At 44.5% G+C, this 25545-nt stretch carries 24 protein-coding genes; 19 read left to right on the forward strand and 5 right to left on the reverse strand.

What is annotated here, in order from left to right; genetic code table 11:
• The first annotated feature begins 383 nt into the window (after nucleotides 1–383).
• A complete protein-coding gene (locus tag WC841_05655; GenBank protein ID MFA5828810.1) occupies nucleotides 384–2087 on the forward strand; it encodes a GspE/PulE family protein in 1704 nt (567 codons plus the stop codon).
• Complete coding sequence (locus WC841_05660; GenBank protein ID MFA5828811.1) at nucleotides 2084–3139, forward strand: type II secretion system F family protein; 1056 nt, start codon at nucleotides 2084–2086, stop codon at nucleotides 3137–3139. Before WC841_05655 ends, WC841_05660 begins: the two co-directional genes overlap by 4 nt.
• Nucleotide 3140: 1 nt before the next feature.
• Here the strand turns inward: WC841_05660 and WC841_05665 are convergent, their stop codons facing one another.
• Nucleotides 3141–3512 carry a response regulator gene (locus WC841_05665; protein MFA5828812.1) on the reverse strand — a complete coding sequence of 124 codons (372 nt, stop codon included), beginning with the start codon at nucleotides 3510–3512 and terminating at the stop codon, nucleotides 3141–3143.
• Between the two features lie 63 nt (nucleotides 3513–3575).
• Between WC841_05665 and WC841_05670 the strand changes: the two genes are divergently transcribed.
• Both WC841_05670 and WC841_05675 read left to right on the forward strand, forming a co-directional pair.
• On the forward strand, nucleotides 3576–4757 hold the full coding sequence (locus WC841_05670) for a hypothetical protein (protein MFA5828813.1): 1182 nt from the start codon (nucleotides 3576–3578) through the stop codon (nucleotides 4755–4757).
• A gap of 12 nt (nucleotides 4758–4769) precedes the next feature.
• Nucleotides 4770–5759: a hypothetical protein gene (locus WC841_05675; protein ID MFA5828814.1), complete on the forward strand. Its 990-nt coding sequence runs from the start codon at nucleotides 4770–4772 to the stop codon at nucleotides 5757–5759.
• A 1-nt stretch (nucleotide 5760) separates the two neighbouring features.
• Here the strand turns inward: WC841_05675 and WC841_05680 are convergent, their stop codons facing one another.
• The gene (locus WC841_05680; GenBank protein ID MFA5828815.1) at nucleotides 5761–6162 is read right to left on the reverse strand and encodes a heme-binding protein; all 402 of its coding nucleotides are present in this window, start codon (nucleotides 6160–6162) and stop codon (nucleotides 5761–5763) included.
• 28 nt (nucleotides 6163–6190) lie between these two features.
• Between WC841_05680 and WC841_05685 the strand changes: the two genes are divergently transcribed.
• From WC841_05685 to WC841_05725, 9 genes are all read left to right on the forward strand, one after another.
• Nucleotides 6191–7609 carry an ATP-binding protein gene (locus tag WC841_05685; protein ID MFA5828816.1) on the forward strand — a complete coding sequence of 473 codons (1419 nt, stop codon included), beginning with the start codon at nucleotides 6191–6193 and terminating at the stop codon, nucleotides 7607–7609.
• 2 nt (nucleotides 7610–7611) lie between these two features.
• The gene (locus tag WC841_05690) at nucleotides 7612–8085 is read left to right on the forward strand and encodes a prepilin-type N-terminal cleavage/methylation domain-containing protein (protein ID MFA5828817.1); all 474 of its coding nucleotides are present in this window, start codon (nucleotides 7612–7614) and stop codon (nucleotides 8083–8085) included.
• Nucleotides 8060–10003: a hypothetical protein gene (locus tag WC841_05695; GenBank protein ID MFA5828818.1), complete on the forward strand. Its 1944-nt coding sequence runs from the start codon at nucleotides 8060–8062 to the stop codon at nucleotides 10001–10003. The genes WC841_05690 and WC841_05695 overlap by 26 nt, the downstream gene beginning before the upstream one ends.
• Nucleotide 10004: 1 nt before the next feature.
• Complete coding sequence (locus tag WC841_05700) at nucleotides 10005–10499, forward strand: hypothetical protein (protein ID MFA5828819.1); 495 nt, start codon at nucleotides 10005–10007, stop codon at nucleotides 10497–10499.
• A complete protein-coding gene (locus WC841_05705; GenBank protein MFA5828820.1) occupies nucleotides 10496–10885 on the forward strand; it encodes a hypothetical protein in 390 nt (129 codons plus the stop codon). The genes WC841_05700 and WC841_05705 overlap by 4 nt, the downstream gene beginning before the upstream one ends.
• A gap of 4 nt (nucleotides 10886–10889) precedes the next feature.
• Nucleotides 10890–11972, forward strand: a complete 1083-nt coding sequence (locus WC841_05710; protein MFA5828821.1) for a LytR C-terminal domain-containing protein — start codon at nucleotides 10890–10892, stop codon at nucleotides 11970–11972.
• 33 nt (nucleotides 11973–12005) lie between these two features.
• Nucleotides 12006–12488 carry a type II secretion system protein gene (locus tag WC841_05715; GenBank protein ID MFA5828822.1) on the forward strand — a complete coding sequence of 161 codons (483 nt, stop codon included), beginning with the start codon at nucleotides 12006–12008 and terminating at the stop codon, nucleotides 12486–12488.
• 72 nt (nucleotides 12489–12560) lie between these two features.
• Nucleotides 12561–12896 carry a hypothetical protein gene (locus tag WC841_05720; protein ID MFA5828823.1) on the forward strand — a complete coding sequence of 112 codons (336 nt, stop codon included), beginning with the start codon at nucleotides 12561–12563 and terminating at the stop codon, nucleotides 12894–12896.
• Nucleotides 12893–13102, forward strand: coding sequence for a hypothetical protein (locus WC841_05725; protein ID MFA5828824.1), 210 nt, complete (start codon nucleotides 12893–12895; stop codon nucleotides 13100–13102). The genes WC841_05720 and WC841_05725 overlap by 4 nt, the downstream gene beginning before the upstream one ends.
• Here the strand turns inward: WC841_05725 and WC841_05730 are convergent.
• Both WC841_05730 and WC841_05735 read right to left on the reverse strand, forming a co-directional pair.
• Entirely contained in the window at nucleotides 13089–15842 is a 2754-nt protein-coding gene (locus WC841_05730) for a hypothetical protein (GenBank protein ID MFA5828825.1), read from the reverse strand. The genes WC841_05725 and WC841_05730 overlap by 14 nt on opposite strands.
• 59 nt (nucleotides 15843–15901) lie before the next feature.
• On the reverse strand, nucleotides 15902–16492 hold the full coding sequence (locus tag WC841_05735; GenBank protein MFA5828826.1) for a hypothetical protein: 591 nt from the start codon (nucleotides 16490–16492) through the stop codon (nucleotides 15902–15904).
• Between the two features lie 435 nt (nucleotides 16493–16927).
• Here WC841_05735 and WC841_05740 point away from each other — a divergent pair, with 435 nt between their 5' ends.
• The 6 genes from WC841_05740 (at nucleotide 16928) to WC841_05765 (ending at nucleotide 24498) form a co-directional block, all read left to right on the forward strand.
• Nucleotides 16928–17584, forward strand: a complete 657-nt coding sequence (locus WC841_05740; GenBank protein ID MFA5828827.1) for a hypothetical protein — start codon at nucleotides 16928–16930, stop codon at nucleotides 17582–17584.
• Nucleotides 17585–17618: 34 nt separating this feature from the next.
• On the forward strand, nucleotides 17619–18941 hold the full coding sequence (locus WC841_05745) for a hypothetical protein (protein ID MFA5828828.1): 1323 nt from the start codon (nucleotides 17619–17621) through the stop codon (nucleotides 18939–18941).
• 14 nt (nucleotides 18942–18955) lie between these two features.
• The gene (locus tag WC841_05750; protein MFA5828829.1) at nucleotides 18956–19354 is read left to right on the forward strand and encodes a hypothetical protein; all 399 of its coding nucleotides are present in this window, start codon (nucleotides 18956–18958) and stop codon (nucleotides 19352–19354) included.
• Between the two features lie 269 nt (nucleotides 19355–19623).
• On the forward strand, nucleotides 19624–20658 hold the full coding sequence (locus tag WC841_05755; protein ID MFA5828830.1) for a glycosyltransferase family 2 protein: 1035 nt from the start codon (nucleotides 19624–19626) through the stop codon (nucleotides 20656–20658).
• A gap of 106 nt (nucleotides 20659–20764) precedes the next feature.
• Nucleotides 20765–21265 carry a hypothetical protein gene (locus tag WC841_05760; GenBank protein MFA5828831.1) on the forward strand — a complete coding sequence of 167 codons (501 nt, stop codon included), beginning with the start codon at nucleotides 20765–20767 and terminating at the stop codon, nucleotides 21263–21265.
• Entirely contained in the window at nucleotides 21247–24498 is a 3252-nt protein-coding gene (locus WC841_05765) for a polysaccharide deacetylase family protein (protein ID MFA5828832.1), read from the forward strand. The genes WC841_05760 and WC841_05765 overlap by 19 nt, the downstream gene beginning before the upstream one ends.
• Here WC841_05765 and WC841_05770 read toward each other — a convergent pair.
• On the reverse strand, nucleotides 24491–25543 hold the full coding sequence (locus WC841_05770; protein MFA5828833.1) for a glycosyl hydrolase: 1053 nt from the start codon (nucleotides 25541–25543) through the stop codon (nucleotides 24491–24493). The two genes, WC841_05765 and WC841_05770, sit on opposite strands and share 8 nt — an antisense overlap.
• Between the last annotated feature and the right edge of the window lie 2 nt (nucleotides 25544–25545).

Below are 25545 nucleotides of genomic sequence, written 5' to 3' on the forward strand. Positions count from 1 at the left end.
AGAACACCCATATTGTATATATTTTGTTTATTTTATATCCGGATCTTCGTAATTATTCCGGCGCCTTTTGAGAATAATAATCTCAAATGTCGGAATTTTACCACCTATCGTATGTGTAATCAAATTGTTATAGGTACTACCCGTTCAATTAGGATATTTAGAAAATATGGGGCCGAGCCTTTCAGACCAAAGCCTGCTCAATAAATTTCTCACCCCCGAACAATCTCTTGCTTTAGAACCATATTGCTCCCACACCGTAACCGATTTTTTTGTACCCATGGCCTGTGATTTACCGGCCCCTCGTAATTGCTCAAGATAAACCCAAAAACCACCGCAAGTATCAGCAGCAGTATTGCCCCGGCCAAAATTTGTTATTCTTATATATGCCCTCGCTAAATTCGTCAGAGTTAATTACCCTTTTAGAAAAAAACAAGCTTTCTACACCAAAAGAGCTGGCGGCCATAGAAGAGTATTCAAAAACAAACAACCTCAGCTTTTCCGATGCCATAGTCCAAAAAGGTATTGTTACCGAAGAAGCTCTGGGGAACCTCCTTGCCGGACACTATCAACTTCCCTTCATGGGTTTATCGAAGCTGACCATCCCCCCCGAAGCCTTCAACAGCATTCCTTTCACCCAGGCCGACAAACACAAAATGGTAGTTTTCAGCCGTGACGCCAATCTTCTCAAAATCGCCACCTGCCGGCCACCGATTGACTCCGAAATTTTAAAAAATATCGCCAAAAAAACCGGTCTCAAACCCGAAGTTTATTATTCCACCGAGGCCGACATAGAAAATGTCCTGATAAATAACCGCCAGGATCTCCAAAGTACATTTGAAAAATTAGTAAAAGAGGGGATAGTCACTGCCACCAATCTTGACGGCTCCGACGATCCTCCGGTCGAGAAAATCGTCGATCTCCTGATTGAAACGGCATATCAGGAAAAAGCTTCTGATATTCACATCGAGCCACAGGAAAAAAACGCCATTATCCGTTTCCGTATCGACGGTTCACTAAATGATGTTTTGACCGTCCCCAAAATTCTCCACGACCGTCTGATTACCCGCATCAAGGTAATGTCTAGTCTCCGCACCGATGAGCACCTGAGCGCCCAAGACGGCAAGATAAAGTTTCACTCAAAAGAAATTTATTTTGATTTGCGTGTCTCAATTATCCCCATAGTAGACGGAGAAAAGGTAGTTATGCGCTTACTTACATCAAATATCGGCGCCTTCGGTTTGGCCGATTTGGGTATGAGTGAAAAAGACATGGAAAAAGTCAAACGTGCCTTTACCAAATCCTATGGCATGTTTCTGTCCACCGGCCCCACTGGCTCAGGGAAAACTTCATCCATTTATTCCATCTTAAAAATCCTCAATGCCCGGGAAAAAAACATTACCACCATCGAAGATCCGGTCGAATACCGCATCAAGGGCGCCAACCAGATTCAAGTCAACAACCGCACCAATCTAACTTTTGCCAATGGTCTCCGCTCAATTCTTCGCCAGGATCCAAATATTATATTTGTCGGAGAAATACGTGACAATGAAACAGCCGGCATCGCCATCAACGCCTCTCTTACCGGCCATTTGGTTTTGTCCACTCTCCACACCAACACCGCCGCCGCCGCCATCGCCCGTCTGATTGATATGGAAGTTGAGCCTTTTTTGGTTGCCTCAACCGTTTCTGTGATTGTTGGTCAGCGCCTGGTCCGGCGTATTTGCGACAAATGCCGTGTGTCCTTTACCATTACCCGTGCCGAACTTCTGAAATATTTATCAGAAGACATGATTACCAAGCACTACATTCCTGTCGGCAAAGCCAAAGAAATTCGGGTGTACAAGGGCAAAGGCTGCAAATTTTGCCACAACACCGGATATGTCGGCCGAATCGGTATCTTTGAAGTTCTAGAGGTCACCAAAAAAATCCGTGAGCTGATCGGCCACCACGCCGATACCGACGAAATTCTTGAGGCCGCCAAAAAAGAAGGCTTCAACAGCATGCAAGACGATGGTCTAGACAAAATTACCAAAGGTTTTACCACTATTGAAGAAGTTCTTCGGGTTACAAAAAACGAATTGGAATGAAAACCACCTCCGTTACCTTTTCTACCGACGAAAAGATCAATCTTTTGAGTAATTTTTCTACCATGCTTTCCTCTAGCATTCCCATTTTGGATGTAGTAAATACCCTGCTTGAAGACTCCAAAGGCAACCTCAAGTTTTTTTTGACCACCTTAAAAGTTGATTTAATCGCCGGCAATCGGATAAATACCACTTTTGCCAAATTTCCCCGCAGTTTTGATCGGGTGGTGGTAAACCTCATCCGGGGAGCCGAAGAAAGCGGTACTCTGGAAACCACCCTTAGGGATATCAAAAACAATATCCAAAAAGAAGCTGAATTTTCCGACAAAATAAAATCAGCCATGATGTACCCCATGATTATTTTCACTGTCTTCACCGGAGTGATTCTCATGATTCTAATCGTTGTTATCCCCAAAATTTCGGTAGTTTTTACCAGGCTTCGGGTTCCTCTCCCCCTGCCAACAAAAATCCTGATTTTTTTATCTGATTTACTGATCCATCAATACCTCTATCTTATTTTTGGTCTGACGGTTTTTGCCATTATCGCTACCTTTCTCTACAAAGAAAAACGTTCTTTTTTTACCAAGCTGATTGTCTCTCTTCCCCTGATTTCCGGTCTGTCCAAAAAAATAGATTTAACCAGATTTGCCCGCAATCTTTTTCTCCTGTTGACTTCCGGTTTGCCCATTTCCACCGCCCTTGAGTTTTCCCAGGACGTCGTAGCCAATCAGCAGATAAAAAATCTAATCAGAAATTCCCGGGAAATGCTAACCTCAGGAAAACAATTTTCTACCGGTCTAAAAAACAATAAAAATGCCATCCCCAGTATGATGATCAAGCTAATCGAAGTCGGTGAAAAAAGCGGGACTCTGGAGAAATCCATGCAGGATATTTCTGACTACATGGATTATCAGGTATCAAAAGACCTAAAAACCATCACCGCCCTCATTGAGCCGATTATGCTTATTTGTGTCAGTATCGCTGTCGGCGGGATGATGATTTCAATTATTGGTCCAATCTACGGGCTGATTAGTCAAGTTGGCGGCAGACGTTAAATTACTTCAACACTTCCTTAATCTTTTTGAGAAATTCATCCGGATTCATCTCGGCTTTGTTCAGACAAGCCACCGCCCCCTTTTGAATCGCATCCTTAATTACTGGGTCATAAGCCAAATTTGTCAAAAGAATTATAGGACCATTTCCAACCTTCGGTTTTTCCTCTCTCAATTTATCCAATATTCCGATACCGTCCAGGTAGGGGAGCATCACATCGAGCAAAACCAAATCATACCCACCGGCAATTATTTTTTCAAATCCCTCTTTTCCGTCAACCGCAGTTTCTACCTCAAAACCGGCATTTTTCAATATCTCTTCATATAACTCTCTTATATATTGATCATCATCAACTAAAAGAACTTTTTGTGCCATATTTTATATAATTTATATTATATATTAACAAATACTTGACATACCTGATATTATATCAGCGTTATGCCAAAACGTGTTGAGGGACAACCCGATTCAGGTGCAAAAGAACCCGCCGCAAGCTCTCGGGTCGATCTATCACCACTCATTGACCGAAAGGAGGATGGTTTTTTATCCAGGGTATCGGACCAAATGAAGCTGCAAGGCAATGAAGATGGTGAAGACCGCCATCGCGATCCGATTATCCGAAAATTTTATCGCGGCGCATTAAAGGCAATCTTTGCCCCGGGACAAAAATTTTCGACCATGCTGTCCGAAATTCATGCCCATCGGTCTGAAATGGATGAGACACATATGGTCAACCTGTTTTTCAGAGCAATTCAGTACACTCGCAGACACAACAATGATTGTGCTTATATGACTTACGAAGAAGATGATTGGGCTAAATATTTTTCTGGAACTGGTTTAGCAGATATAGATACGATCAAACAAACCATGAAAGAAAAAAATACCGCCACAAATATCCCCGCCCGATATATCGGACTCGCCGCCGCCCTCCGCCTTATAACCGCCGGCAATCCCAATATCCGACTCGGAGTAGGGGATGTTGGCTGTAGTCTTGGCCTTGGCCTACCCGCCTCTATTCATCCTGACTATTTATCGAAACTGCAATTTGCAGACGGAACTGATGGCCAGCAAATTCAAGCCGCCCTTTCCCTACCGATAGCCGAACTTTACCGGGCGATTGGGATCGATATTGACCTTCCCGACGTCGAATGGGTTAAGGCCTGCAATTACCCGTCACAATATGACACCGATGGCGCTGCCATTGATAAAACTATTGCCGAATTATCCGAAGTGTCGCGTACCGTAGATATAAAGCAGGCCGACATTACCAGCCCGGAGTCGGTTGAAATTCTGACGGGAGGTGGCCCCGCTCTGCACGTAATTCATTCATCTCTGACCATGTACGAGCTAACCCTCGAGCAGCAGCAAGCCGCCCTCGATAATATCGCCAAGGCCTTGCGTGTTGGCGGAATTTACCTCGAGTTTACATTTGTCGATCCGAAAAATTGGTTTAAAGGCTTTCACGCTTTAGCCAGATATAAAACTCCTTCAGGCCAGCTCTCAGAATCGCTCGAATGGCTTGTCTGGGGCGATTCACGTTGCCGTCAGGTCGATCGGGGTACAGACTTCGCCCAGGTAAACGAGTATCTTGCAAACATGGGGAGAAACCACAATTTGTGATAATCTAAACATATGTCAGCCCAAGAAAATCCACCCTTATCCCCCTATTTACAAAGGTTGGCTGCATTACAAAAATTGGGCTTACTTCCACATCAGGGTGGGGAGCTTCCCTCAAAGACATCCGAGTTTGCGCCAAAAATTGTTTTCATGGACACACCTCAAGGAGTCGCCGAAGTTGGTGATGCTCTTGCTATGGGGTGGCCGGTGATTACCGATTATGGTGCCACTTACGGCACTACTTTCCCTCCCCACATCCGGGAGGCCGTTGCCCTCGCCCGTGGTGAAGTTGAGCCGTTGCCCACCGTTTCTATCGTAACTTTTCGCGACGTTGCCTATGGCTGGATGGATACTTCCCGTATTCATCCGGATATCGTCAAATCGCTTAATGCGGGTAAATTTGACATTTTAAACGGAATTGCTTTTATGAGATATTCCTGCAACGATGTCTGTCAAAAAACTCTGGGCCGGCATTACGTAAACGCAAAACAGGAAGTCCAGGTTTTTATTGTCGAAGATGTTGATCCGCTTATGTCATACCTTCGCCGGGAGCATCGCCTCGCCTATATCGCCGTCAGATCATCAAATGTCACCGGTCAACAGGAAGAAGCTTTTCCCGGAGGGGCGCTGAAATATGCTGCCTCTATCGGTTCCCCGATTCTGGCCGTCCGAACTGTTGCCTCACTGACCGTCCAGCAGGAAGATGAGCAAAATGTCCGGGAAAATTTATACGATAAGTTAAAAAGAAAGCGATACGGATCCCAACCGATTGTTACTCTTTCATCCGTCGACGAGCCTCCGGCTATTACCCTCACCCGGGCTGGAAACACCGACCCAGCCACCCTCCAACGGCTCATGGCCGACATTATTGCCGATGGTATTGGTTTTGTTTATATACCCGAAAAAGTAACTAATTTCACCAGGCCCATGTATGCCGCCGGAGACGACGTCCGCACTCCCCAAGATATCCGCCAAAGTTTGCTAAGACATTCAGGCCTAATTTAATCTATTCCAATGCGCCCAATCCGGCCTGAGCACAGGTTACATCCTTGTTAACATCAGCCGAGCCTCCCACGCCGATAGCTCCAACCACTTGGTCATTTTCCGAAACAGGGATGCCCCCCGCAATCACCATCAATTCTCCATCAAAAGCACTTGTAGTCCCATAGTACGGTTGGCCCGGAGTCGCGTATTTGGCGATATCAGCCGTTGCCAAACGTAAAACAGCCGAAGTATAAGCTTTAGCCATTGCATATTTGGGGCTGATAATCAGCGCTCCGTCCATTTTTTGGGAAGCTACCATTACCCCATAGTTATCTACTACCGTCACGGTAACTTTTTCTTTTAGTTCATCGGCTTTTTTAACTGCCGCATTAATTGCTTTTAAAGCTTTCTCAAGTGTTATCATAAAGTGCAAAAACAAATAATATTATTATATGCAAAACCATTCTAACACACCCAAAACCAGAAAAATAATTGAAGCCCTCTGGAAGTTGGAAAAAATAATTCTTGATACCCTCGATTTCAACGAGGTCGTCCAAAAAATCTGTGATGGTTTACTGACCGAACTAGGTTATCTTAAACTTGGCTATCGGATTATTGTTTTGACCCTGGTTGACGAAAATAAAAAAGTCTTAAAAAGGATATCTCTTTCTCAGACCAAAGAAGCCGCTCGCGCTCAGGCCGCCTCTGCCGTCCCCTTTCATAAAATTGATATCCCGCTTGGGTCCAGGAACAACCTTTTAATAAAAACACTTAAAAGTAATCAGCCCGAAATTACTCACTATTGGCCCGACATTTTCCGCCCCACTCTCACCGATGACCAGGCTCTGGCAAACCAGAAGGCTTCCGGTATCAAAACTAGTATGCTTTATCCGGTCACCGTAAAGGACAAGGTCATTGGTGTCGTCATTTTTAGTCTAATCAAGCACGAAGACAATATTTCCCAAGACGAAAAAGATTTGATCAGAGGCTTTTGCGATATCGTTGGTTTGGCCGTCCAAAATGCCAGGTTATATACCACTCTTGGTGAAACCTCTGAAAAATTAAAACAAGCCAATGCCAAATTAAAAGAGCTCGATGTCTTAAAAGACGAATTTGTTTCTGTTGCTTCACACGAGCTTCGCACCCCCATGACCGCCATCAAATCCTACCTTTGGATGGCCCTAAGCGGTCAAGGCGGCCCTCTCAATTCCAAGCAAAAATTTTATCTTCAAAGATCCCTCGACTCAACCGAACGGCTTATCAAGCTCGTCAACAACATGCTAAACATTTCCCGGATAGAGTCCGGCCGGCTCTCCCTGGAGCTAAACAAAGTCGACCTTTCAAAATTAATAGAGGACGCCATCAACGAAATTGCCCCCCGGGCCAAAGAACTGGGTATCAATTTGGTCTACAATCCGGCTCCGTCCCTTCCAAAAGTTATCGCCGATGCCGACAAAATCAAAGAGGTGGTGATCAATCTTATCGGCAACTCATTTAAATTTACCCCGAAAAACGGCTCTATTACCGTAAACTTCCAAGTCACTGATGATCAGGTTATCACCTCTGTCACTGATACCGGATCCGGCCTTTCCCCCGATATGATCAAAAATCTTTTCCAAAAATTTGGACTGATCAAGGGATCTTATCAGACCAACCAAACCCCAACCGACCAGGGGACCGGCCTGGGCCTATACATTTGTAAGCAAATCATAGAACTTCATCATGGCACTATTTCCGCCCTCTCCGAAGGTGTTGGCAAAGGATCAACTTTTAGTTTTTCCTTGCCAGTTTACACTCCCGCCAAGCTCAAACTTTATCAAAAAAAATTCCAGCATACTAGTAATATTGGTATCATTCACAGTAAGATTTAATCATGAGCCAAAAGTCTGGGTTTACTCTCCTCGAGGTCACTATAGTTCTCGGTATCCTGGCTCTCCTCTTTTCCATTACCTCACTTAATTTAAGCAACACTGCTCCCAAAAGTTCACTCGACAATGCCGTCCAACTTTTAATCGCCAACATAAAAGAGCAGCAGCTTTATGCCCTCACCGGCAAAACCGAAGACCAAACTGGTACTAACTTTGGTATTTATTTTGGCCCCCAAAAATATACTCTTTTTCAGGGAAACACCTACGACGCCAATGACCTATCCAACTATGATGTCCATCTTGACGACATCGACACGTCTTCAACCGCTACCGGTTCGGTTATAATTTTTACCAGAAACACCGGTGAAATCCAAAATTTTCAACCCACAGGCAACACTATCACTTTAACCCAAACCAACATTCAACAATCAAAGACAATCACACTAAATAAATATGGCATTATCGAATCAATTTTCTAAATCAGGGTCGGTCTTGGTAGAAATAATCATCGCCATCGCTCTCATGGCTTATATTGCTCCGGCCATTATTGATGGTCTTATCACTACCAGGCAGGGTGAACCTCAGCAGAATCAGCGTTTGACAGCTCTCGCCCTGATTAAAGAAACACAGGAATCGTTACGGGTAATCCGGGAAAAAGGTTGGTCCGCTTTTGCCGTTAATGGTACTTTTCACCCTCAAATATCTGCCGGCTCCTGGACACTTTTATCAGGCACCGAAACGGTAGGGGATTTTAGCCGCAGTATCACCATCTCTGATGTCTACCGTGATACATTTGGAAACATTGGTTCTTCCGGTATCGTCGATTCTTCTACAAAAAAAGTTCTCACCACCATAAACTGGACCGAGCCGATTGCTTCTTCCGTCACCACACTTTCCTATCTTACGAGATATCTCGACAACCTTTCTTATGAGGAAACGACCGCCTCTGATTTTAACGCTGGTATTGGTGTCGGTGTAACTGTAACTTCAACAAACGGTGGAGAGATAATTCTTGGCTCCGGCGGACGGGTAGACTGGTGTAAACCTGACTTAACCATCAACGCCCTGGATCTCCCCGGTCAGGCCTACGCCTCCGATATTTCCGCCATCGAAGGTCGGGCTTTTGTAACTACCGGCGGCAACTCTTCGGGTGATTCAATGGACAGAATCGATGTTACCAATTCTAACCCCCCGGTTGCCTCAAACACTGGTATCTACAACAATAGAAAATCATACGCTATTTTTGCTACTCCCGCCTACAACTATTTGACCTCAGACCACCCCAGCCTGACTGTCGATATTGTTAATTCTGCCACCCTAACGCATGCCGGATATTTTCTGGCAAGCGGCGGAGGCAAAGGCAACGGTGTCTATGTAGACGGAAATATTGGCTATGTTACCGCTGGATCAAAGCTGTACACCTTTGATACTTCCACCATCACCGGCAATAATCAATCAGAGCTCGCCAGTATTTCTTTGGCGGGAATAGGTCAAAAGGTGGTAGTCAAAAACGGTTTTGCCTACGTTGCGATTTCCGGATCCTCCATCAAACTCCAGATTATCTCCAGTACAAACGGTGGTCGTAGTCTAAAAATTATCGGTCAAGCCGACTTTGATAGTCAGTCGGCTGTAGGTGTCGCGGTTAACTCCACCGGCAGTCGGACTTATGTCATTACCGCTGCCTCTGGTACCCAAAAAGAACTATTTATTATCAACACCGCCGACAAACCGCTCGATCCCCCCACTCCCGTTAATTATTCTGTTGTCGGTAGCTATGAGGCCAATGGTATGAACCCCAAGGGGATTATTGTTGTCTTTGGAAACAAGGTAATAATTGTCGGTTCCGGCGGTGAGCAATACCAAGTGGTCGATATTTCCAGTGAGGCCACCCCCTCCCGTTGTGGCGGCTTAACCAATCCTTATGGCGCCAGCACCATCAACGCTATTGCTACAGTGGTCGAACAGGATTCCGATAGTTACTCGTATATCCTGACCAACAACAGCAGTAAAGAGCTGCAGATCATCGAAGGCGGCCCCGGGGGTGTAGTTAGCATCAATGGCAACTTTACTTCCAAAATATTTTCTCTGGACCGAGCCACTGCCTTTAACCGTTTTAATATTGACGCCGAGACACCCTCCAGTACCGAAATCCGCTATCAATTTGCCCTTGCTCCTCAGGTATCCGGCAGCTGTGTGGCCGCCAACTATGTCTTTGTCGGCCCCGACGGTACCCCCTCGACCTTCTTTACTTCCAATTCCGGAGCAATGCCGTTGTCAAACGACGGTCTGGATTACGAAAATCCCGGCAGTTGTTTCCGCTACAAAGTTTATTTAAGCTCGGCCGATAGGTCTCAAACCCCGGTTTTTAACAGCATTAGTGTTAATTACTCCCCCTAAAATGAAAAAAATCTCACCTAGTGCCGGAACAACCCTAATCGAGCTAATCCTATACATGGGGCTTTTGTCTATATTTCTATTAATGATTTTCAATTTATTTGCCACCATTCTTGCTTCTCAAACCCGTTCCGTCGCCGTATCGCTCGTTCAAACCAATGGTAATTTTATTTTAACCAAATTAACTCACGACATAAATCAAGCCGATTCTATCATCACGCCTTTAACTGTCGGCACCTCGGATACTTCCATGGTTCTTCGTGTAGGCACTTCCGATTCCGACTATAATGTCTCGGACGGCCGTCTTGTCCTTACCGATAGTACTGGTGCATCCAACCTCAACGATACCGATACTACGGTTTCTGATTTTGTTGTAAAAAGATTGGGCAATTTCGGTGGAAGACAGGGTTTGCAAATATCGTTTACAATTACAAGTAATGTTATCGACAACACTAGCGTCAAAACTAAAAGTTTTCAAACATTTGCTTCTCTAAGATGAATCCAAAATACATTTTTTCCACCTTCCAAAACGGGCAAGCCCTCACCTCTCTTTTGATCATCATGTTTATCGGTCTGGCAATAGTTTCCGCCTCGGTGGGGATGATCAGCACTAATCTTGCATCGACCTCCGGGCTCCTTGTATCAAATGATGCCCTGGTGGTCGCTGAAAGCGGGGCCGAGGATGCTCTTCTTAAAATCCTTCGCAATCCATCATACGCTGGGGGGACTTTGCCCCTTAGTATCGGCACTGCTACTGTCAGCATTTCTTCCACCTCTCCCTTCACCTTTGTCTCCACTGGTCAGGTGGGTCAATACCAACGCTCAATTCGGGTTATACTAAATAATACTGACGGTGTTACCACCGTCACTTCTTGGAAAGAATAAAACCATGACCAAAAAATCTAGCCTTATTTTTTACCTTGATCGGCAAAAATTAATTATTGCCGGTACTCAGTTGGCCGTCCCCCTAACCCTGGATTTCCCTGCAAGCATCGTTTTGGATATCGACATTATCGACATCGAATCATTTGACTTACTTCTGGGAAATTTTCTGGAACAATCCCAAATTGCCGTCTCCGATGTCCTGCTGGTTGTTTCCCCAGAAGTTTATTACGAAAAAGACACCTCCCTTTCCCTCGACCCTACCGAGCGTCAAAATCAAATTGATCTTTTTTCGGAAACGATACCATTCAAGCATCTTATTTTCAAAGATTATTCATTAGGTACGCCCCGTCTCATCGCCTTAAACAAAAATTTTTACGAACCGGCAATCAAATTAATCGAAAAAAAGGGCTTCAACATCTTTACCATTATTCCTTTTTTTGTCCTTGGTCATTTTAATTTAAAATTGGAAAATTACCAGCCCGCCGAAGTAAAAGAAATTTTCAAAAAAATAAAGTTGCTTGATCCTCTAAGTATTATTTCTAGTCAGGATATCGACAAAATGGTTACCACCCAAATCCACAAGCCCAAGGAAGACTCTAAGCGGACATATATATTACTTGCTGTTTTTTGTTTCCTCTTTGTCTCCCTTCTGGCTTTTGTTCTTCTTGGTCCCCGGCTACTTAGGCCCGGTGCCAAAAAAACATACCCACCACCATCTATAATATCCACCCCCATCCCGACAAAGGTTTTAATCTCCCCCATCCCCACCGTTACTTTTCTTTCCGAAGAAACCTTACGAATCAAAGTCGTCAATAGTTCCGGGGTGGCAAATCAGGCGGCTGCGGTAAAGCAAGCATTGACAGCCGCCGGTCTAAAGGAAATTACTATCGGCTCTTCGTCCAAAGTCACCGCCGCCAACAACCAAATTAGTTTTTCCCCAAATGTTTCTCCCGAATCCCGTCAAAAAATAACCGCCGCCGCTGAAAAAATTGCCGGGGTATTTACCGAGACCGAATCCACCGATCTTACCAATATTGATGTGCTTATCACCACTACTTTCAAGCCCGGTACTAAAGCTACCCCTTGACAACAAATACTGATTTAAACTAGTCTTAATCAAATGAAACAAAAAATCTGCCAAAAAACCAACAAAAGAGGTTTCACCTTGATCGAGTTATTGGTCGTCATAGGTATCCTCGCTCTCTTGCTTGCCATTACTCTTATCGCTATCAACCCGGCCAAACAGTTCGCCCAAGCCAACGACACCAAGCGTAGTAGTGATGTCAATGCCATTTTAAATGCTCTCAACCAGTATGCCGCCGACAATCGGGGCCAGCTTCCCGCCGGTATCGGTGCCTCAGCCGTTTCCATTGGTTCTTCAGGGGTCAACCTCTGTGCCGATTTAGTCACCGAATATCTGGCCGCCCTCCCCACCGATCCGACTAGTGGTAATACCGCAGGAGAAGTCGGAGCTCCCGTAACTGTCTGTACTGCCGCCTATGATACCGGTTATGTAGTTTCCAGAAGCGCCGACAATAACCGTCTTACTGTTACTGCCACTAGCGAGGTCAACCCGACCATCCCGATTTCAGTCACTCGCTAATAGAATTATTTAGACATTCAAGCCCCCCCAAGCTTCTCGAAGGGGGGCTTTTGGTATCTGTATAATTATTTTATGGATGAAATAAATTATTGTGCCGTCTATCATCAGTCAAGCGAACCCTTAGATTATTATTGCCGCAATTGTGGTAAAAGTTTGCGGCCCCGACCTCTTTCCACTTCTGTACGAAGCCAACTAGTCCTATATATTAAAACTCTTCTCTTGCCACCATTTGGTTTTATTTGGGGCTATCGCTATCTACGCCAATCGGACACCGTCTCAAAACTGGTCGGTCTTTTTACTGTTCTCATCACTACGGCTGAAATTATCTGGCTTATCCAATCCACGGTAAATACTTTTACCACCGTCAATCAGGAGATTTATCGGCAGATGAAACTCTACGGACTTTGATTGGATTATATATAATTACTTGTGCCAAAAAAACTGATTTTTTTTCCCAGCCGTCGTCGATAATTTTTGAAAAACTTCAGGACTCTCTTTTCCCGAAATTTCTCGTCGGTCGGGTTTTTGCCTATATGCCCTCAGACGGTAGCAATGTCGATGCCTCTGCCAAGTTCGTTTTACTGACAAATTTATTTTTGGCTAAAAAGCTTTAATCTGTGCCAGGGCCGTTATCGAAAACAACATCAGTACCGACAGGGTAAAGGTGACAATCACAAAAAGCAAATAAAATACTTCAAAAATATTTACTTTCTTTCCGTTTTTCCATTTGTTCAGCTGATGATATATCCACACCGAAGACTCAAGCAAAAGTGCCGCGTACAAAATCCAGTCTTTCTTTTCTGGTTCAATCATCTCCGTTATTTCTACATTGCTCCCGGCCACTTGCCCGTCGGTTACGTTATCCGTTTTCTCCTCCGCCATAGCCGCCAGCACTTTCCCGTATCGGCTCTTAACCCCAAATTCTGTCTCCGACCAGTTTGACATTAGCTTCTGGCCATTTTGGTCCAGGCCGTAAATTATTGTCCGGCTTCGATATTGTCCTTCACTTGTTTTTATGGGTATTGGTATTCCAAAGTGTACTTTCCCGTGTCTGTTTCCTTTAATTTCACCCAAATCAATTTCTGCCCATCGATAAAGTTCTCCGTATTGATCATATATCTCATGCCGCAGATATGTGTTGTATGCCGACACCGCCGCTCTGTTTTCTACTTCAATTTCAAAAGTCACCACATCACCCGGGTATACAAATTCATTTACATTATTACCGACTTTTATTACCAATTCTGCCCTTCGGCTGTCCTGGTTCTTTGATCCTTCTGTTGTTACCTCCGCCGTCTCTTCTTGTCCCTCACTACTGTCAATTTGCTCATCAATATCCACCACCACCTCACCGTTTTGAACTACCAGAATTTTGCTTACCGCTACCGCTTGATTGTTGCCGTTGTTCGTTTCCACCTGTCGGTTTCTCACTATCGCCCGCGCCTCCGCATCTATCAGTACCTCCGCTGCCAAAACCGGTCTTATAATTTTTTGCCACCAGGCTAATTCCTCATCAACTCCGGTGGCTACCTCTATCACAAAAGTTCCCCCCTCATTTCTCCCCAATTCACCCAATTGCCACTTTATCCTCCTCCCGCTGACAACCGGGTTCATCCCGCTGCCGTCTTTCACATACGCTGTTCCCTCCGGTAATACCAATTCCAGTTCGGTTCCCCTGGCTGTATCATACCCCAGATTTTTATAGCTCACCTGATAGGCCAGGCTCTCCCCCTGGCGAACTTCATTTTTCAATGCTATTAGCCCAACATCCATGTCCGGATAGGCAAATATCACTCTCCCTCTCCAGCCCCCAATTATATTAATCAGGCCATAAAACCAATTGTTGCCCGAAATATTTACATTTACCAGATTATTTAAATTGGCAATCGCCGTTGCCTCTCCGGTTTTGATTGCTCCTGTGCCGCTTTGTTCAATTACATTGTTGCCGGTATCTGCCGATACCTTTATGTTGTTGTAAACCTGGGCGTCATTACTATTGTAAATACCTAGATTTTCCCCTCCGATAGGGGATATCGCCCAGTTGCTAAAATCAGCCTCCGCTGTCATCCAATCGGTCGCCCCCGGCGCCGACCAGTTAACCACCTCCGTTTTTTCTCCTCCCCAATTGTTAATCGAAGCATAAAAATACCCATCACCGCTTATATTCATATCGGCTATAGTTGCGCTTTTTGCCAAAGCCATCGCCCCGCCGGTTTCTACCGTCCCCTGTGTTTCTGCTGATACGCTATTTCCCCCGGTGTTGGCTTCTGCCGTCACTTCATTTTTGATATTACTTTGATTCTGGCTGCTGACCACCGCTCCCCCGGTACTTCCCCCTGCTCCAAACCAAGTCGGTGCCGGTAGGATCAGGTCAGCCAACAGGCTGCCGTTGAGGTTCATAATTCCAAAAAACACCTGATTGCCAAAAATATTCGTGTTAACCAGATTTATCACATTAGCCAAAGCCGTCGCCGATCCCGACATTATCACCGCCTCATCGGTTTCACCGATTACATTCATCCCCGTCCTGGCCATTACCGTCACCCAGTTTTCCACCGATGCTTGGTTAAAATTACACAAGCTCATCAATTGGCTGTTTCCCTCATTTACCGTCATCGGTTGGGCTGATAACTCCTGCCACATTTTATTCAAGTCCAAGTCTTTCTTTTCTCCCGAAAATATATTGTTGATATAAACGCCGATTTTTCCGCCCACAATATTGCTGTTGACCAGGTTGATTACATTGGCCACTGCCGTTGCCCCGCCGCTTTTTATTTCCGCCGATATCTCCGTTTTGATGACTTCATTTCCTCCGGTATCGGCGCTCGCTGTCGCTTCGTTAACCAAATCGGCTTTATTTTTATTTATTACCTGTTTTGGTATCACCACTACCACTTCACCGCTTAAAGCTTTTGACGGTTCAATCAACGTATTTTCGTTTATTGTATTTTTCGAATCAGTCTCTGCCGACGCACTACTGGTATCAATCAATCCCGTTACCGCTTCCTCAATTGTATTTCCCCCCGTCTGGCTGTCCGCCGAAGTTTGCGCCGAAACCGACGCTTCATGTTCATTTACCACGATTTCCACCAGTTCCGGACTGGTTGTCCCTATGGTTGGGGTTGGCGTTGTTCCGTCGATTTCCGGTCCTGCTTCTGTTACGCCCACCCTTTCTGCCGTTACTTCCGGCGTTTCTGTCGGGGTTATTTCATCCGCTGCTTCCTTATTTTCCGATACCTGAGTTGAGCCCACTTCTAATGCCTCTGCCCAAACCGTCACAGGCACCAAAAGCTGATTCAGCCAAAGCGAAAAAATCGCCAAACAATTAAAAATTTTTATATATCTTTTTTCCATAAAAACCTACCTCTCTACCGCTCCCCGGTATCAACCGGGGGAGCAGTCGAGAAATATATCTAGTTCAAATCATTGACTTGAGCGTTGACTACCACTGAACCTTCTGCAAGAGCATCAGCTCTACCGGTATAAAGGTAACCGTTTCCGCCTCGTACGGTTAATCGGTTATCACCTGAATCGGCATCTGCCTCAACCTCGCTATCCACCATTACCAGATTTACATCTATTTCACTGGCAGGTTGGTATCCTCCTCCGCATCGGTTTAGAGTATTGCATGGGCTAGTGCAGCCTTCGTCACAGCAGCCGTTTTCTTGTCGGCCGACGGTAACACCACCTCTGGCAGTTGCCCAAGCTTCACCGGTATCAATTATTCCGGTTACAACCACGGGTTCCTCTTCGGGTTCCTCATGACACCACGGCCCAAAACACGGCATTCTATTTGTTTCCCTGACTGGAGCGGGAGCGCCAATATTGACATTGTTATCGCCTGAATCGGCTTCTGCCTCCACCTCGCTTTCAATCAGGGTGACATTCGCATTGATATCCGGGGTAACCCGGGTCATCCTGGATGGTCGTGTAAGAGCCGAAACTGGTACCGCCACGGCCAAAAGAACGGCCACTGCGGTTAAAGTTGCAATTGTTTTTTTCATATGTTTTTTAAATTTTCACCCCCTTTTAAAATTTTTAAATAATAATACGTAAAGGAATAAAACAAAAACACCCCAAACACGCGCCACAAACTCCAAAAACATCTCTTTTGTAAATACTATATATACTCATGGAAAAAACAAAAGCCACCTTATATTCTGAATTATCACCAAACCAAAATATCAAGTCAATACTATCAAAACAGGTCACCGAATTTAATCCCAAACGAACCGCTTTATTTTAAAAAGCAAAACAAAACCAAATTTTTTTAACTCCGAAAATCCGATTTTCCGGGCATTCGATATCTGCAAACAAGGAACATCAGTCGGGGCAAATAAAAATACCCAAATAATACGAAAAATTTATTTCCATTTTGTGGTAAAATAGAGAAGGTATAGAGTTTTACGGTTACATTCTTTTTGGCGCAGACGAATACAATGGATAACTTATTTGTATATTTTCTTCAAGCTCCTGCTACCGGAAATGATCCTGTCGTTTGTAAAGGGGCGGAGCAAATACTTAATAGTCTAGGCGATAGTATTAATTTCCAAAAAATTTCTCACCAATCTGAGGAACAAAGAGACCTAATTGAACTCCACCAACCTCTGCGAATTTTCACTCTTGGATGTAGCCCCCAATTCGAGGTCACTCCGATTACTTATCTCAATCAAAAATACAATCAGGATTTTCTGGTTATTTGGTTTGACATCCGGGGATATCCTTTTTTCACCGATCCCGCTTTTTCTCAGCTAGATTTAAATCAGATAATTTTGGCCGGTGTAAACGACCTGGGTCAGTCCATCACCACCACTTCCTGCCACGAATTAAAAAATGGTCAGTTAATTTATAAAATCCTGAAAAAAGCTAAAAAAAATATTTATATTCATCTCAACCTCAACGTTCTCGACCCTCAGGAATTAGGATCAGCTTCCCGCCCCGACGAAAACGGTATTCCCTTCGAAGCTTTAATCAGCCAAATTTTTCAGGTAAAAAAAGACTTCAACATTGTCGGGATAAGTATCGTCGAAGCCCCAACGATGACTCAATATCAACTGGACAAAGTCAACAAATTAGTACTAAAAACCTTCGAATAGTAAAAAAGTAAGCTATTATTAAACAAGCTTACTTATGAAAAAAGATATTCTGTCGCTTCTATCTGTTTTCAGCCTCGCAGTTTTAACCCTTTCTTTTTCCCCGCCGATTTCTTTTGCCCAAAGTTATACTTCCCGTCAAAGAATTGGTGTCGGTGTCCACTCCCACACTCCCGTAGACTATCTCAATTGGTATGATTTTCAGGCTTATAATCTTGGTTGGTATTTTACCTGGAAGGGGACCAGTGATTTACCCAACCCTGGCAATATCGATGGAGTTGAATTTATGCCCACGTATTACAATGGCAAATGCCCTCAGGCTTCTCTCGATCTGGTAAAAAATAACCCCACTGCCTATCCTTTTGGGACCACTTTTTTGATCGGCAACGAGCTTGGTATGACCGAAATTCCCGATATGGCTGTTTATGCCCAGGATTACCGCAATTGTTATCTTGCTCTCAAAAATTTAAATCGAAATTACAAAGTTGTTTTGGGCGCCCTAACTTCGTCAAGTCGGATATATATGCTCGAAACCATCCGTTCCGAGTATAAAAAAAATTACGGCACTGATTTGCCAACGGACGGTTATCGGGTCAATGTCTATTTTGAAACTTTGGCCAGTGCCGTCACCAAAATGCGTAATTTTATGAAAAGTGTCGGCGATCAGGATAAGGACTTAATCATCACCGAATCATGCCATCCCGACAAAACCGAATCCGAAAATGTTGCCTACCTAAAGGAAGCTCTAAACTACACCACCACTACCAAAGATACCTCTATCGGCAAACCGTCCGATAATTACATGCTGATCCAGCGCTTTGCCTGGTTTCTTATGAATAGTGCCGTCAACGGTTATTCCAGTTGTTCGCTTTACGATATCAATTTACATGCGGCTGCCTATCCTCCCCTTAAAACCAAAAAGACTCAAGTTGGTTTGGCTTTCTCCGATTGGATGGCCAAAAACATCCCCCCGACTGCCTCCAGTCCCACTCCCACCAAAAAACCCACCCTGATTCCCACCCTTCGCCCCACTTCAACTACAATCCCAACTATCCGTCCGACTTCCACCTCAACTTCCCGCCCCACCTCAACTTCAATCCCGACCATCCGTCCCACTCCCACCCTCAAACCGACCTCCCTCCCTTCTGCCTCTCCCACCGTCTCCGTCTGTTCCAAAAAAGCCACCGGTGATGCCAACTGTGATGGTTTGGTAAACATCTTTGATTTTGGAATTTGGAAAGTAGACTTTATTGACTATCGCAGCGGTACCAAAAAAAATATTTGGGACTCAGATTTTGATGTCGATTCAAAAGTTTCTATCTATGATTTTTCTATCTGGAAACTGGGCTACGGTAAATAAAGGCAAATAATAAAATGAAAAATAATAAATATATTTTTGTCGTCATTGCTTTCATGCTTTTGCTAACGGTGCTGATTTTTGCTCGTTATAATTATCAATTCCAAATATCAAAAAAACCGGGTCACCCGATTATCCCTCCTCCCGCACTTTCAGAAAGATGCGGTCTGCAAGACTGTCACGGGCTAGATGTTACCTGCGGTCCGGATGTCCCCGAAGTCTGCGACCTGATGTACCAAATAGGGGACAATTGTCGGCAATACGCGCTCTGCGGTAAAGTCAGCGGCGAATGCCGGCTACAAGCATCACCCAAATTTGATGCCTGTAAATCCTGTGTTCAAACTTGTGAGCAAAATTTCCAAAACACTTCAGATCCGGCAAAAGTATTCGAGTGCGAAAGCACCTGTTTTGAGTAGCCAATTCGATTAATTAAAGTCAGCTTTTTTGTAGGTAAACGGCCAACTTCCTGTCGGATATTTTTTAATATTAAATACATAATTTAAATTATTCCTGAGATACCAAAGCATCAAACACCCAAAAGAATTCTTTAACTCCGGGAAAATGCGATTTTAGGCACCCCTTTTCGCCATCGTTCAAGATTTTACATTATTTTGTTATTTATCTTATATAAATCTTACAAAACATATTGTAGAATACCTTGCCTATAATATTATTTCAAAGCCACATGGCCACAAGCCGCCCCAAAATATCCGTGTTAATCCCTTGCTACAACGAGGGAAAATCGATCCGCGCCTGTGTTCAGTCTTGCCTTGATCAAACCCGACCATTCGATCAAATTCTTGTCGTCAACGATGGCAGTACCGACAATTCCGCCTCGGCTTTGAAAAAATTTGGCTCAAAAATCCAAGTTATCACTTTCGACAAGCCCTCGGGAAACAAAAGTTTCTGTCAGGAAAAAGGGCTAAAATACATTACAGGCGATATTTTTGTCGCCACCGATGGCGATACAATTCTTGATAAAAACTTTGTTGAACTGATAAAAAATGATTTTGAAAACGAAAATGTCGCTGCCGTTGCTGGCTATGTCAGGAGTATCCGCTACAACTGGTTGACTATGTGCCGAGCCTTTGACTATGTAATTGGCCAAAACATCCACAAACTCGCCCAAAAATATTTAGGTTATATTTTTGTCATTCCCGGCGCCGCCTCGGCTTTTAGGACTGAAATTTTTAGGGAATATATCAATTTTGATCACGATACCATTACCGAAGATCTCGATTTTACCTATAAACTCCACAAAAACAATCTAAAAATTGCTTACGATAAAAAAGCAATCGTCTACACTCAGGATCCGGATACTCTTCGCTCATATATCGGTCAAATGCGCCGTTGGTATGGTGGGGGCTGGCAAAATCTGGTTAAGCATCTCAACCAGGATGTGACCGAAAATCCGCGTATAGTCCTCGAGCTTTCCTTGATTTACATTGAAGGTCTGGTTTTTTCGATTCTTATTTTCATAGTTCCTCTGATAAATATACTTCTGGCTATTAAATTTTTCTTTTATTTATCAATCGTGGTCTTTATAGAATCAATTTATGCCTCTTTCGTCGACAGAAGATCCGATTTGCTATTAGTCGTCTTTGTTTATCCTTTCATGATGTACATAAATAGCTTTGTCTCTCTGGAACAATTTATAAAAGAAGTCGTCCTTAAGCGGCGCAATTTAGTTTGGTATCATCCGGCCAGGAGGGAAATATGATATTTTTACCCGGACTGTCGCTGATTATTCATCTCACCATTATCGCGATTAATCTGATTTATATGGTAATAAATAGGCTTACCTTCAAATCAAGACCTACATCAAAATGAAAAAAATATTATCACTTCTAACTTTTTTTTCAATTACTTCGGCAGTAGTCTTAAGTGCCGGCATCATTCTCAACCTCTGCATCAAAAACGAACCTAACACTGTCCTTATCGCCCGTTTCATTGAGTCCCATTCCTCAACCGCTATTGCCCTCGTTAGAAACGATTCGGAGAACTCCACTGTTTTGGGTTCGTCCGATATTCAAAAACAGGCCGATAATTCCGGTCTAAATGTCTCCTATGGCCTGCCCCAGAGTGTTTCAGTTTCGCCGGCCATTTGGGTTTTTCGCTCCGGTTGCTTCCCCAAATATCCTTCCGGAAAAGAAATCCGCTCTCTTGTTGACTATCTGGCCATCAACAATATCGACTATTCTTTTGAAAACAGATACAAACTCGCCCGTGAAAATGGTATAACTAACTATCAGGGTACTCCATATCAAAACTTATTTTTGATAACCAGTTTGTCCGGCCAATACCCAGCATGTCTCACATCAAATTAAATTTTATAAAAATTTGTTTCTTACTTATAACCGCTCTGTTGTTGCGGTTTGGATTTTCGGAGCATGCCCTCGCCCAAACAGGAAACCTTATCGCCAACCCTTCGGTGGAAACAGCCAGTTCAACCGGAACCACTCCCCAGGATTGGTTTACTGACAAATGGGGGACAAATACGGCCGTCTTTAGCTACCCAGCCATGGGTTATTTGTCTGATCGGGCCGTCAAAGTTCAGCTGACCTCAAGATCAAGCGGCGATGCCAAGTGGTATTTCAAGGAAATTCCCGCTACTGCCAATACTAATTACACTTTTTCCGACTACTATCAGTCAAACGTGGCCAGTGTCATTGTTGTTGCCACCAAGTTAACCACCGGTAGTTACAACTATCTTACTGTTGCCAACCTTGTCGCCGCCCCTGCCTGGACCAAAGCAAACGTCACTTTTAAAACACCGGCCAACACTTCCACCGTTACTGTTTATCATCTTATAAACAAAGTTGGTTGGCTAATTACCGACGAATTTTCTCTTATTTCTACTGTCTCTGTCACTCCCACCCCCACCCCCACTTTAGCTCCGACTCTGACCCCAACTTCTACCCCCACTTCCACCCCCACGATCACTTCCACGCCGACTCCAATAGTCACAATTATTCCCACCAACACCCCCACCCCCACTGCCACGGCTGTCCCTACGTCTACCTCCACCCCCATTCCGACAGCCACTATCGCTCCCACCAACACTCCCACCCCTACCCCCACTCCTGTTACCAATCCTGTTTTGAATCCTTCACTCGAGCAAAACCGACCGACAAACACGAATTTACCTATTAATTGGACAAAAGAGAAATGGGGGTCATCCAATACTACCTTTACCTACCTAAAAACCTCCGGCCACACCGGTACCCGATCCATAAAAGTCCAAACCACCAGATACACTTCCGGTGATGCCAAGTGGACTTTTGATCCGGTTGCGGTCACCCCGGGCGAGTCCTATTATTTTTCCGACTGGTATCAATCAAATATTGTCACCCACCTTGTCGTCAGGTTTACCCTGGCAAACGGCTCATATAGCTATCTCGGCCTTCGGGATGCCCCAATTTCTGCCGCCTGGGCCGAATACAAAGAGGCTTTTACGGTACCTGTTGGGGTTAAAGCCCTTTCGGTACTTCATTTTATAGACAGGGTCGGCTGGCTGATAACCGACGATTATTCGCTTCAAAAATTTACCTCCTCCGGCTATGGGTTACCCCTGGTTTCTTTAACTTTTGACGATGGTTGGGAAGACAACACCCTTACTGCCATGCCACTTTTAAAACAAAACCAAATTCCGGTAACTTATTATTTTGCCACCACTTTTCTAGTCAATAGCCCCGCAACTGGCGCCATAAATGTCTCCGGTCCATCAGCTGTAAACTATATCTACTCCGAGGGTCACGAAATCGGCTCCCATTCTGTTACTCACCCTGATCTAACCACCCTCACCTCTGCCCAAATCATCGCTGAAATCACCGATTCCAAAAATTATCTGGAAAACCTTGTGGGTGTTGGCAAGGTTACTAGCTTTGCCACCCCCTTTGGTGCCTACAATGACACTGTTATCACTTCTCTTAAATCATCACTCTATCGTAGCCACCGCACCACCGATGAGGGACCAAATACTCCCGAAAATTACGACCGCTATCGTTTAAAGGTTCAAAATCTTCAATCCACCACTACTTTATCTGAATTCCAAAGCTGGGTTGACCAGGCTGTCGCCGACAAATCCTGGCTGATTCTGGTTTATCATCGAATTGCTTCCTCCGACCTTACTCAATACGACACCAGTCTGACCGACTTTAATAACCATCTTTCATATCTCAAACAATCCGGAGTCGTCTTTAAAACGGTCAGCCAGGCAATCGACAGTATTGAAAATGTTGTTCCCACCGTCACAACTACTATTGCTCCCACTTCAACCAATACTCCAATCCCCACATCAACTTCCATTCCCACCGCCACTCCCACCTCGATCATCACCCCCACCCCAACCACCGACCCGGCCCCCACCTCTACTCCGCTTCCCGTCTATCCCACGCCGACATATTTCCCGCAGCCGACAGCCGGCCCCAATCTAATCCTCAACAATTCCCTCGAAATAGGCGATACTCTTAACTCCTCCCTGCCGGATAAGTGGCAAAAAAATAACTGGGGGACAAATACTACCGTCTTTACCTATCCAGTCCCAGCTATTGATGGCTCTGCCGCCGCCAAGACCGAAATTACCTCATTCACCGATGGTGATGGCAAATGGTATTTTAGTGATGTTGCCGTTACTCCCAACACCGTTTATCAGTTTTCCGATCAATACCAATCAAACATTTCCTCCCGTATTACCGTCCGCTATTTTCATGATGACGGCACCTATACTTACGTTGATATCGGTAATGTGGTCGCTTCCGCCGATTGGTCCACTTTTACCGGCGAAATCACTATTCCTACCGATGTCCATTCGATTACCGTCTTTCACCTGATTGAAAGTATCGGCTGGATTATCACCGACAATTATTCTCTTCGTCAAAAAGCCGCTCCAATCCCTTTCAGCCAGGGGATGGTTTCCTTAACTTTTGACGACGGTTGGCTCTCAGTTTATCAAAATGCTATTCCCGCCCTCAATGCCGCCGGTTTTAAAAGTACTCAATATATCACCACTAGCTTTTTGGGGACTACCGATTATATGAGCGTCGACAACGTTTTGGCCATGCAGATTTCTGGCCACGAAATCGCTAGTCACTCCCTCAGTCATCTCCAACTGCCCACCCTAAACGAGTCTCAAATCCGTCAAGAGGTTTCCGACTCCCGAGTGACTCTCCTTGGCATGGGCTTTTCTCTGGTCAAATCATTTGCTTATCCGTACGGTGAATATAATGATCTAATTCTTCGCATCACCAAGGAATCCGGCTATACCACTGCCCGCACCGCCGTCCCCTTCGATTCGGGATACAACTATAAACATACCGACCCTTTCATGCTCAAAAACTTTTCCGTAGAAGTCGATACCACCCTCGACCAAGTCAAAACTTGGATAGATACCGCCAACCAAAACAAGACCTGGTCAATTCTGGTTTTCCATCAGGTGGATACCAGTGGCGGCCAGTATTCTATCAGCCCAACCTTGCTCCAAGGTATTGTCGATTATCTTACCCAAACCGGTACCAGTGTTGTTACCGTCAGCCAAGGCCTTGGCCAAATGCTCAATTGAGGATACTTTTAAACGCCTCCAAAGAATTTGTGTCAGACCACACCCGCCAATCCTTTTCTTTGTTTTCATTAAACCAAATAAAGCCCTGTACTTTTGGGTGTTTATAAATTTCTTTCCCCAAACCTTCTTTAATCCAGTTTGCCTTTTCCTGTCCGTCGGCACACGCCATAGAAAAAATCATTATTGGTTTATCCAGGGTTTCCAGGGTTTCAAGCCCGTCGTTAAACACTCTCGCAAAGCTGACCCAGGGGTTATCAAAATTAAACCCGTTGATACCCAAAATATCAACCGCTTCGTTCCCCGGATAAAAGTCCATAATCCGGTTACCATCCACCTCGGGGCTTGATTCACCATTGACCGCCCAGCCAAATTTTACGTTATTTATGCCCCCAAAAAATTTTTTTACGTATCTGTAGGCCGCAATATGTTTGGCCGCCGAATTGCCATTTTTTGTCCCCGACCACGGGTACCAATCTCCATTCATTTCTTCAAACGGAATCAGGATAACTTCCCCTCCAAAGTTTTTGGTCTGTTTTGCAAAGTCAGCAATATATTTATCCCAGTCGCCTCTCAAAATTGCATCGTAATTATATTTCGGGTCTTCGGTTGTCTCCTTGTTGTAGTCCATTGCTTCCCAAAAAAGCACCAATGTTTTCCCGCGGCTTTTTGTAAAATTTCCCAAGTCAAGGGGCAGTTCATTTTCATTTCCCCAGTGGACAAATGTGGCCACAAAATCCATTTGTTTTCCTACTTTAGATTCAAAATTATTCACTTCTTCCACTTGCCACCCGGTATAGGCACCCCACTTTAGCTTACTTTTATAAATCGTCTTTGTCGGAGCCAATGTTGCTGTCGCTACCACTACAGTTGTGGGTAAAACCGTTGGGATTATGGTAGCTTCTGTTACCTCTTCCGTCGGTACCGGGGTTGGCAAAGGCAACTGATCGGTTTTTTTTGGGCTTTTCCTCATATAACCGATTATCAATAGAAATATTACCAAACCAACGGCAAAAAATGCTGATAATATCTGCCTCTTTCTGCTCATGC

It is taken from the genome of Candidatus Shapirobacteria bacterium (genome assembly GCA_041659325.1).
In the GTDB taxonomy this organism is placed as follows: Bacteria; Patescibacteriota; Microgenomatia; order UBA12405; family UBA12405; genus JBAZYN01.

What these genes read in the sequence shown, in the direction of transcription:
- WC841_05655 (MFA5828810.1), top strand. Translation starts at nt 384, where the DNA reads ATGCCCTCGCTAAATTCGTCAGAGTTAATTACCCTTTTAGAAAAAAAC.
- WC841_05660 (MFA5828811.1), top strand. Translation starts at nt 2,084, where the DNA reads ATGAAAACCACCTCCGTTACCTTTTCTACCGACGAAAAGATCAATCTT.
- WC841_05665 (MFA5828812.1), bottom strand. Translation starts at nt 3,512, where the DNA reads ATGGCACAAAAAGTTCTTTTAGTTGATGATGATCAATATATAAGAGAG.
- WC841_05670 (MFA5828813.1), top strand. Translation starts at nt 3,576, where the DNA reads ATGCCAAAACGTGTTGAGGGACAACCCGATTCAGGTGCAAAAGAACCC.
- WC841_05675 (MFA5828814.1), top strand. Translation starts at nt 4,770, where the DNA reads ATGTCAGCCCAAGAAAATCCACCCTTATCCCCCTATTTACAAAGGTTG.
- WC841_05680 (MFA5828815.1), bottom strand. Translation starts at nt 6,162, where the DNA reads ATGATAACACTTGAGAAAGCTTTAAAAGCAATTAATGCGGCAGTTAAA.
- WC841_05685 (MFA5828816.1), top strand. Translation starts at nt 6,191, where the DNA reads ATGCAAAACCATTCTAACACACCCAAAACCAGAAAAATAATTGAAGCC.
- WC841_05690 (MFA5828817.1), top strand. Translation starts at nt 7,612, where the DNA reads ATGAGCCAAAAGTCTGGGTTTACTCTCCTCGAGGTCACTATAGTTCTC.
- WC841_05695 (MFA5828818.1), top strand. Translation starts at nt 8,060, where the DNA reads ATGGCATTATCGAATCAATTTTCTAAATCAGGGTCGGTCTTGGTAGAA.
- WC841_05700 (MFA5828819.1), top strand. Translation starts at nt 10,005, where the DNA reads ATGAAAAAAATCTCACCTAGTGCCGGAACAACCCTAATCGAGCTAATC.
- WC841_05705 (MFA5828820.1), top strand. Translation starts at nt 10,496, where the DNA reads ATGAATCCAAAATACATTTTTTCCACCTTCCAAAACGGGCAAGCCCTC.
- WC841_05710 (MFA5828821.1), top strand. Translation starts at nt 10,890, where the DNA reads ATGACCAAAAAATCTAGCCTTATTTTTTACCTTGATCGGCAAAAATTA.
- WC841_05715 (MFA5828822.1), top strand. Translation starts at nt 12,006, where the DNA reads ATGAAACAAAAAATCTGCCAAAAAACCAACAAAAGAGGTTTCACCTTG.
- WC841_05720 (MFA5828823.1), top strand. Translation starts at nt 12,561, where the DNA reads ATGGATGAAATAAATTATTGTGCCGTCTATCATCAGTCAAGCGAACCC.
- WC841_05730 (MFA5828825.1), bottom strand. Translation starts at nt 15,842, where the DNA reads ATGGAAAAAAGATATATAAAAATTTTTAATTGTTTGGCGATTTTTTCG.
- WC841_05735 (MFA5828826.1), bottom strand. Translation starts at nt 16,492, where the DNA reads ATGAAAAAAACAATTGCAACTTTAACCGCAGTGGCCGTTCTTTTGGCC.
- WC841_05740 (MFA5828827.1), top strand. Translation starts at nt 16,928, where the DNA reads ATGGATAACTTATTTGTATATTTTCTTCAAGCTCCTGCTACCGGAAAT.
- WC841_05745 (MFA5828828.1), top strand. Translation starts at nt 17,619, where the DNA reads ATGAAAAAAGATATTCTGTCGCTTCTATCTGTTTTCAGCCTCGCAGTT.
- WC841_05750 (MFA5828829.1), top strand. Translation starts at nt 18,956, where the DNA reads ATGAAAAATAATAAATATATTTTTGTCGTCATTGCTTTCATGCTTTTG.
- WC841_05755 (MFA5828830.1), top strand. Translation starts at nt 19,624, where the DNA reads ATGGCCACAAGCCGCCCCAAAATATCCGTGTTAATCCCTTGCTACAAC.
- WC841_05760 (MFA5828831.1), top strand. Translation starts at nt 20,765, where the DNA reads ATGAAAAAAATATTATCACTTCTAACTTTTTTTTCAATTACTTCGGCA.
- WC841_05765 (MFA5828832.1), top strand. Translation starts at nt 21,247, where the DNA reads ATGTCTCACATCAAATTAAATTTTATAAAAATTTGTTTCTTACTTATA.
- WC841_05770 (MFA5828833.1), bottom strand. Translation starts at nt 25,543, where the DNA reads ATGAGCAGAAAGAGGCAGATATTATCAGCATTTTTTGCCGTTGGTTTG.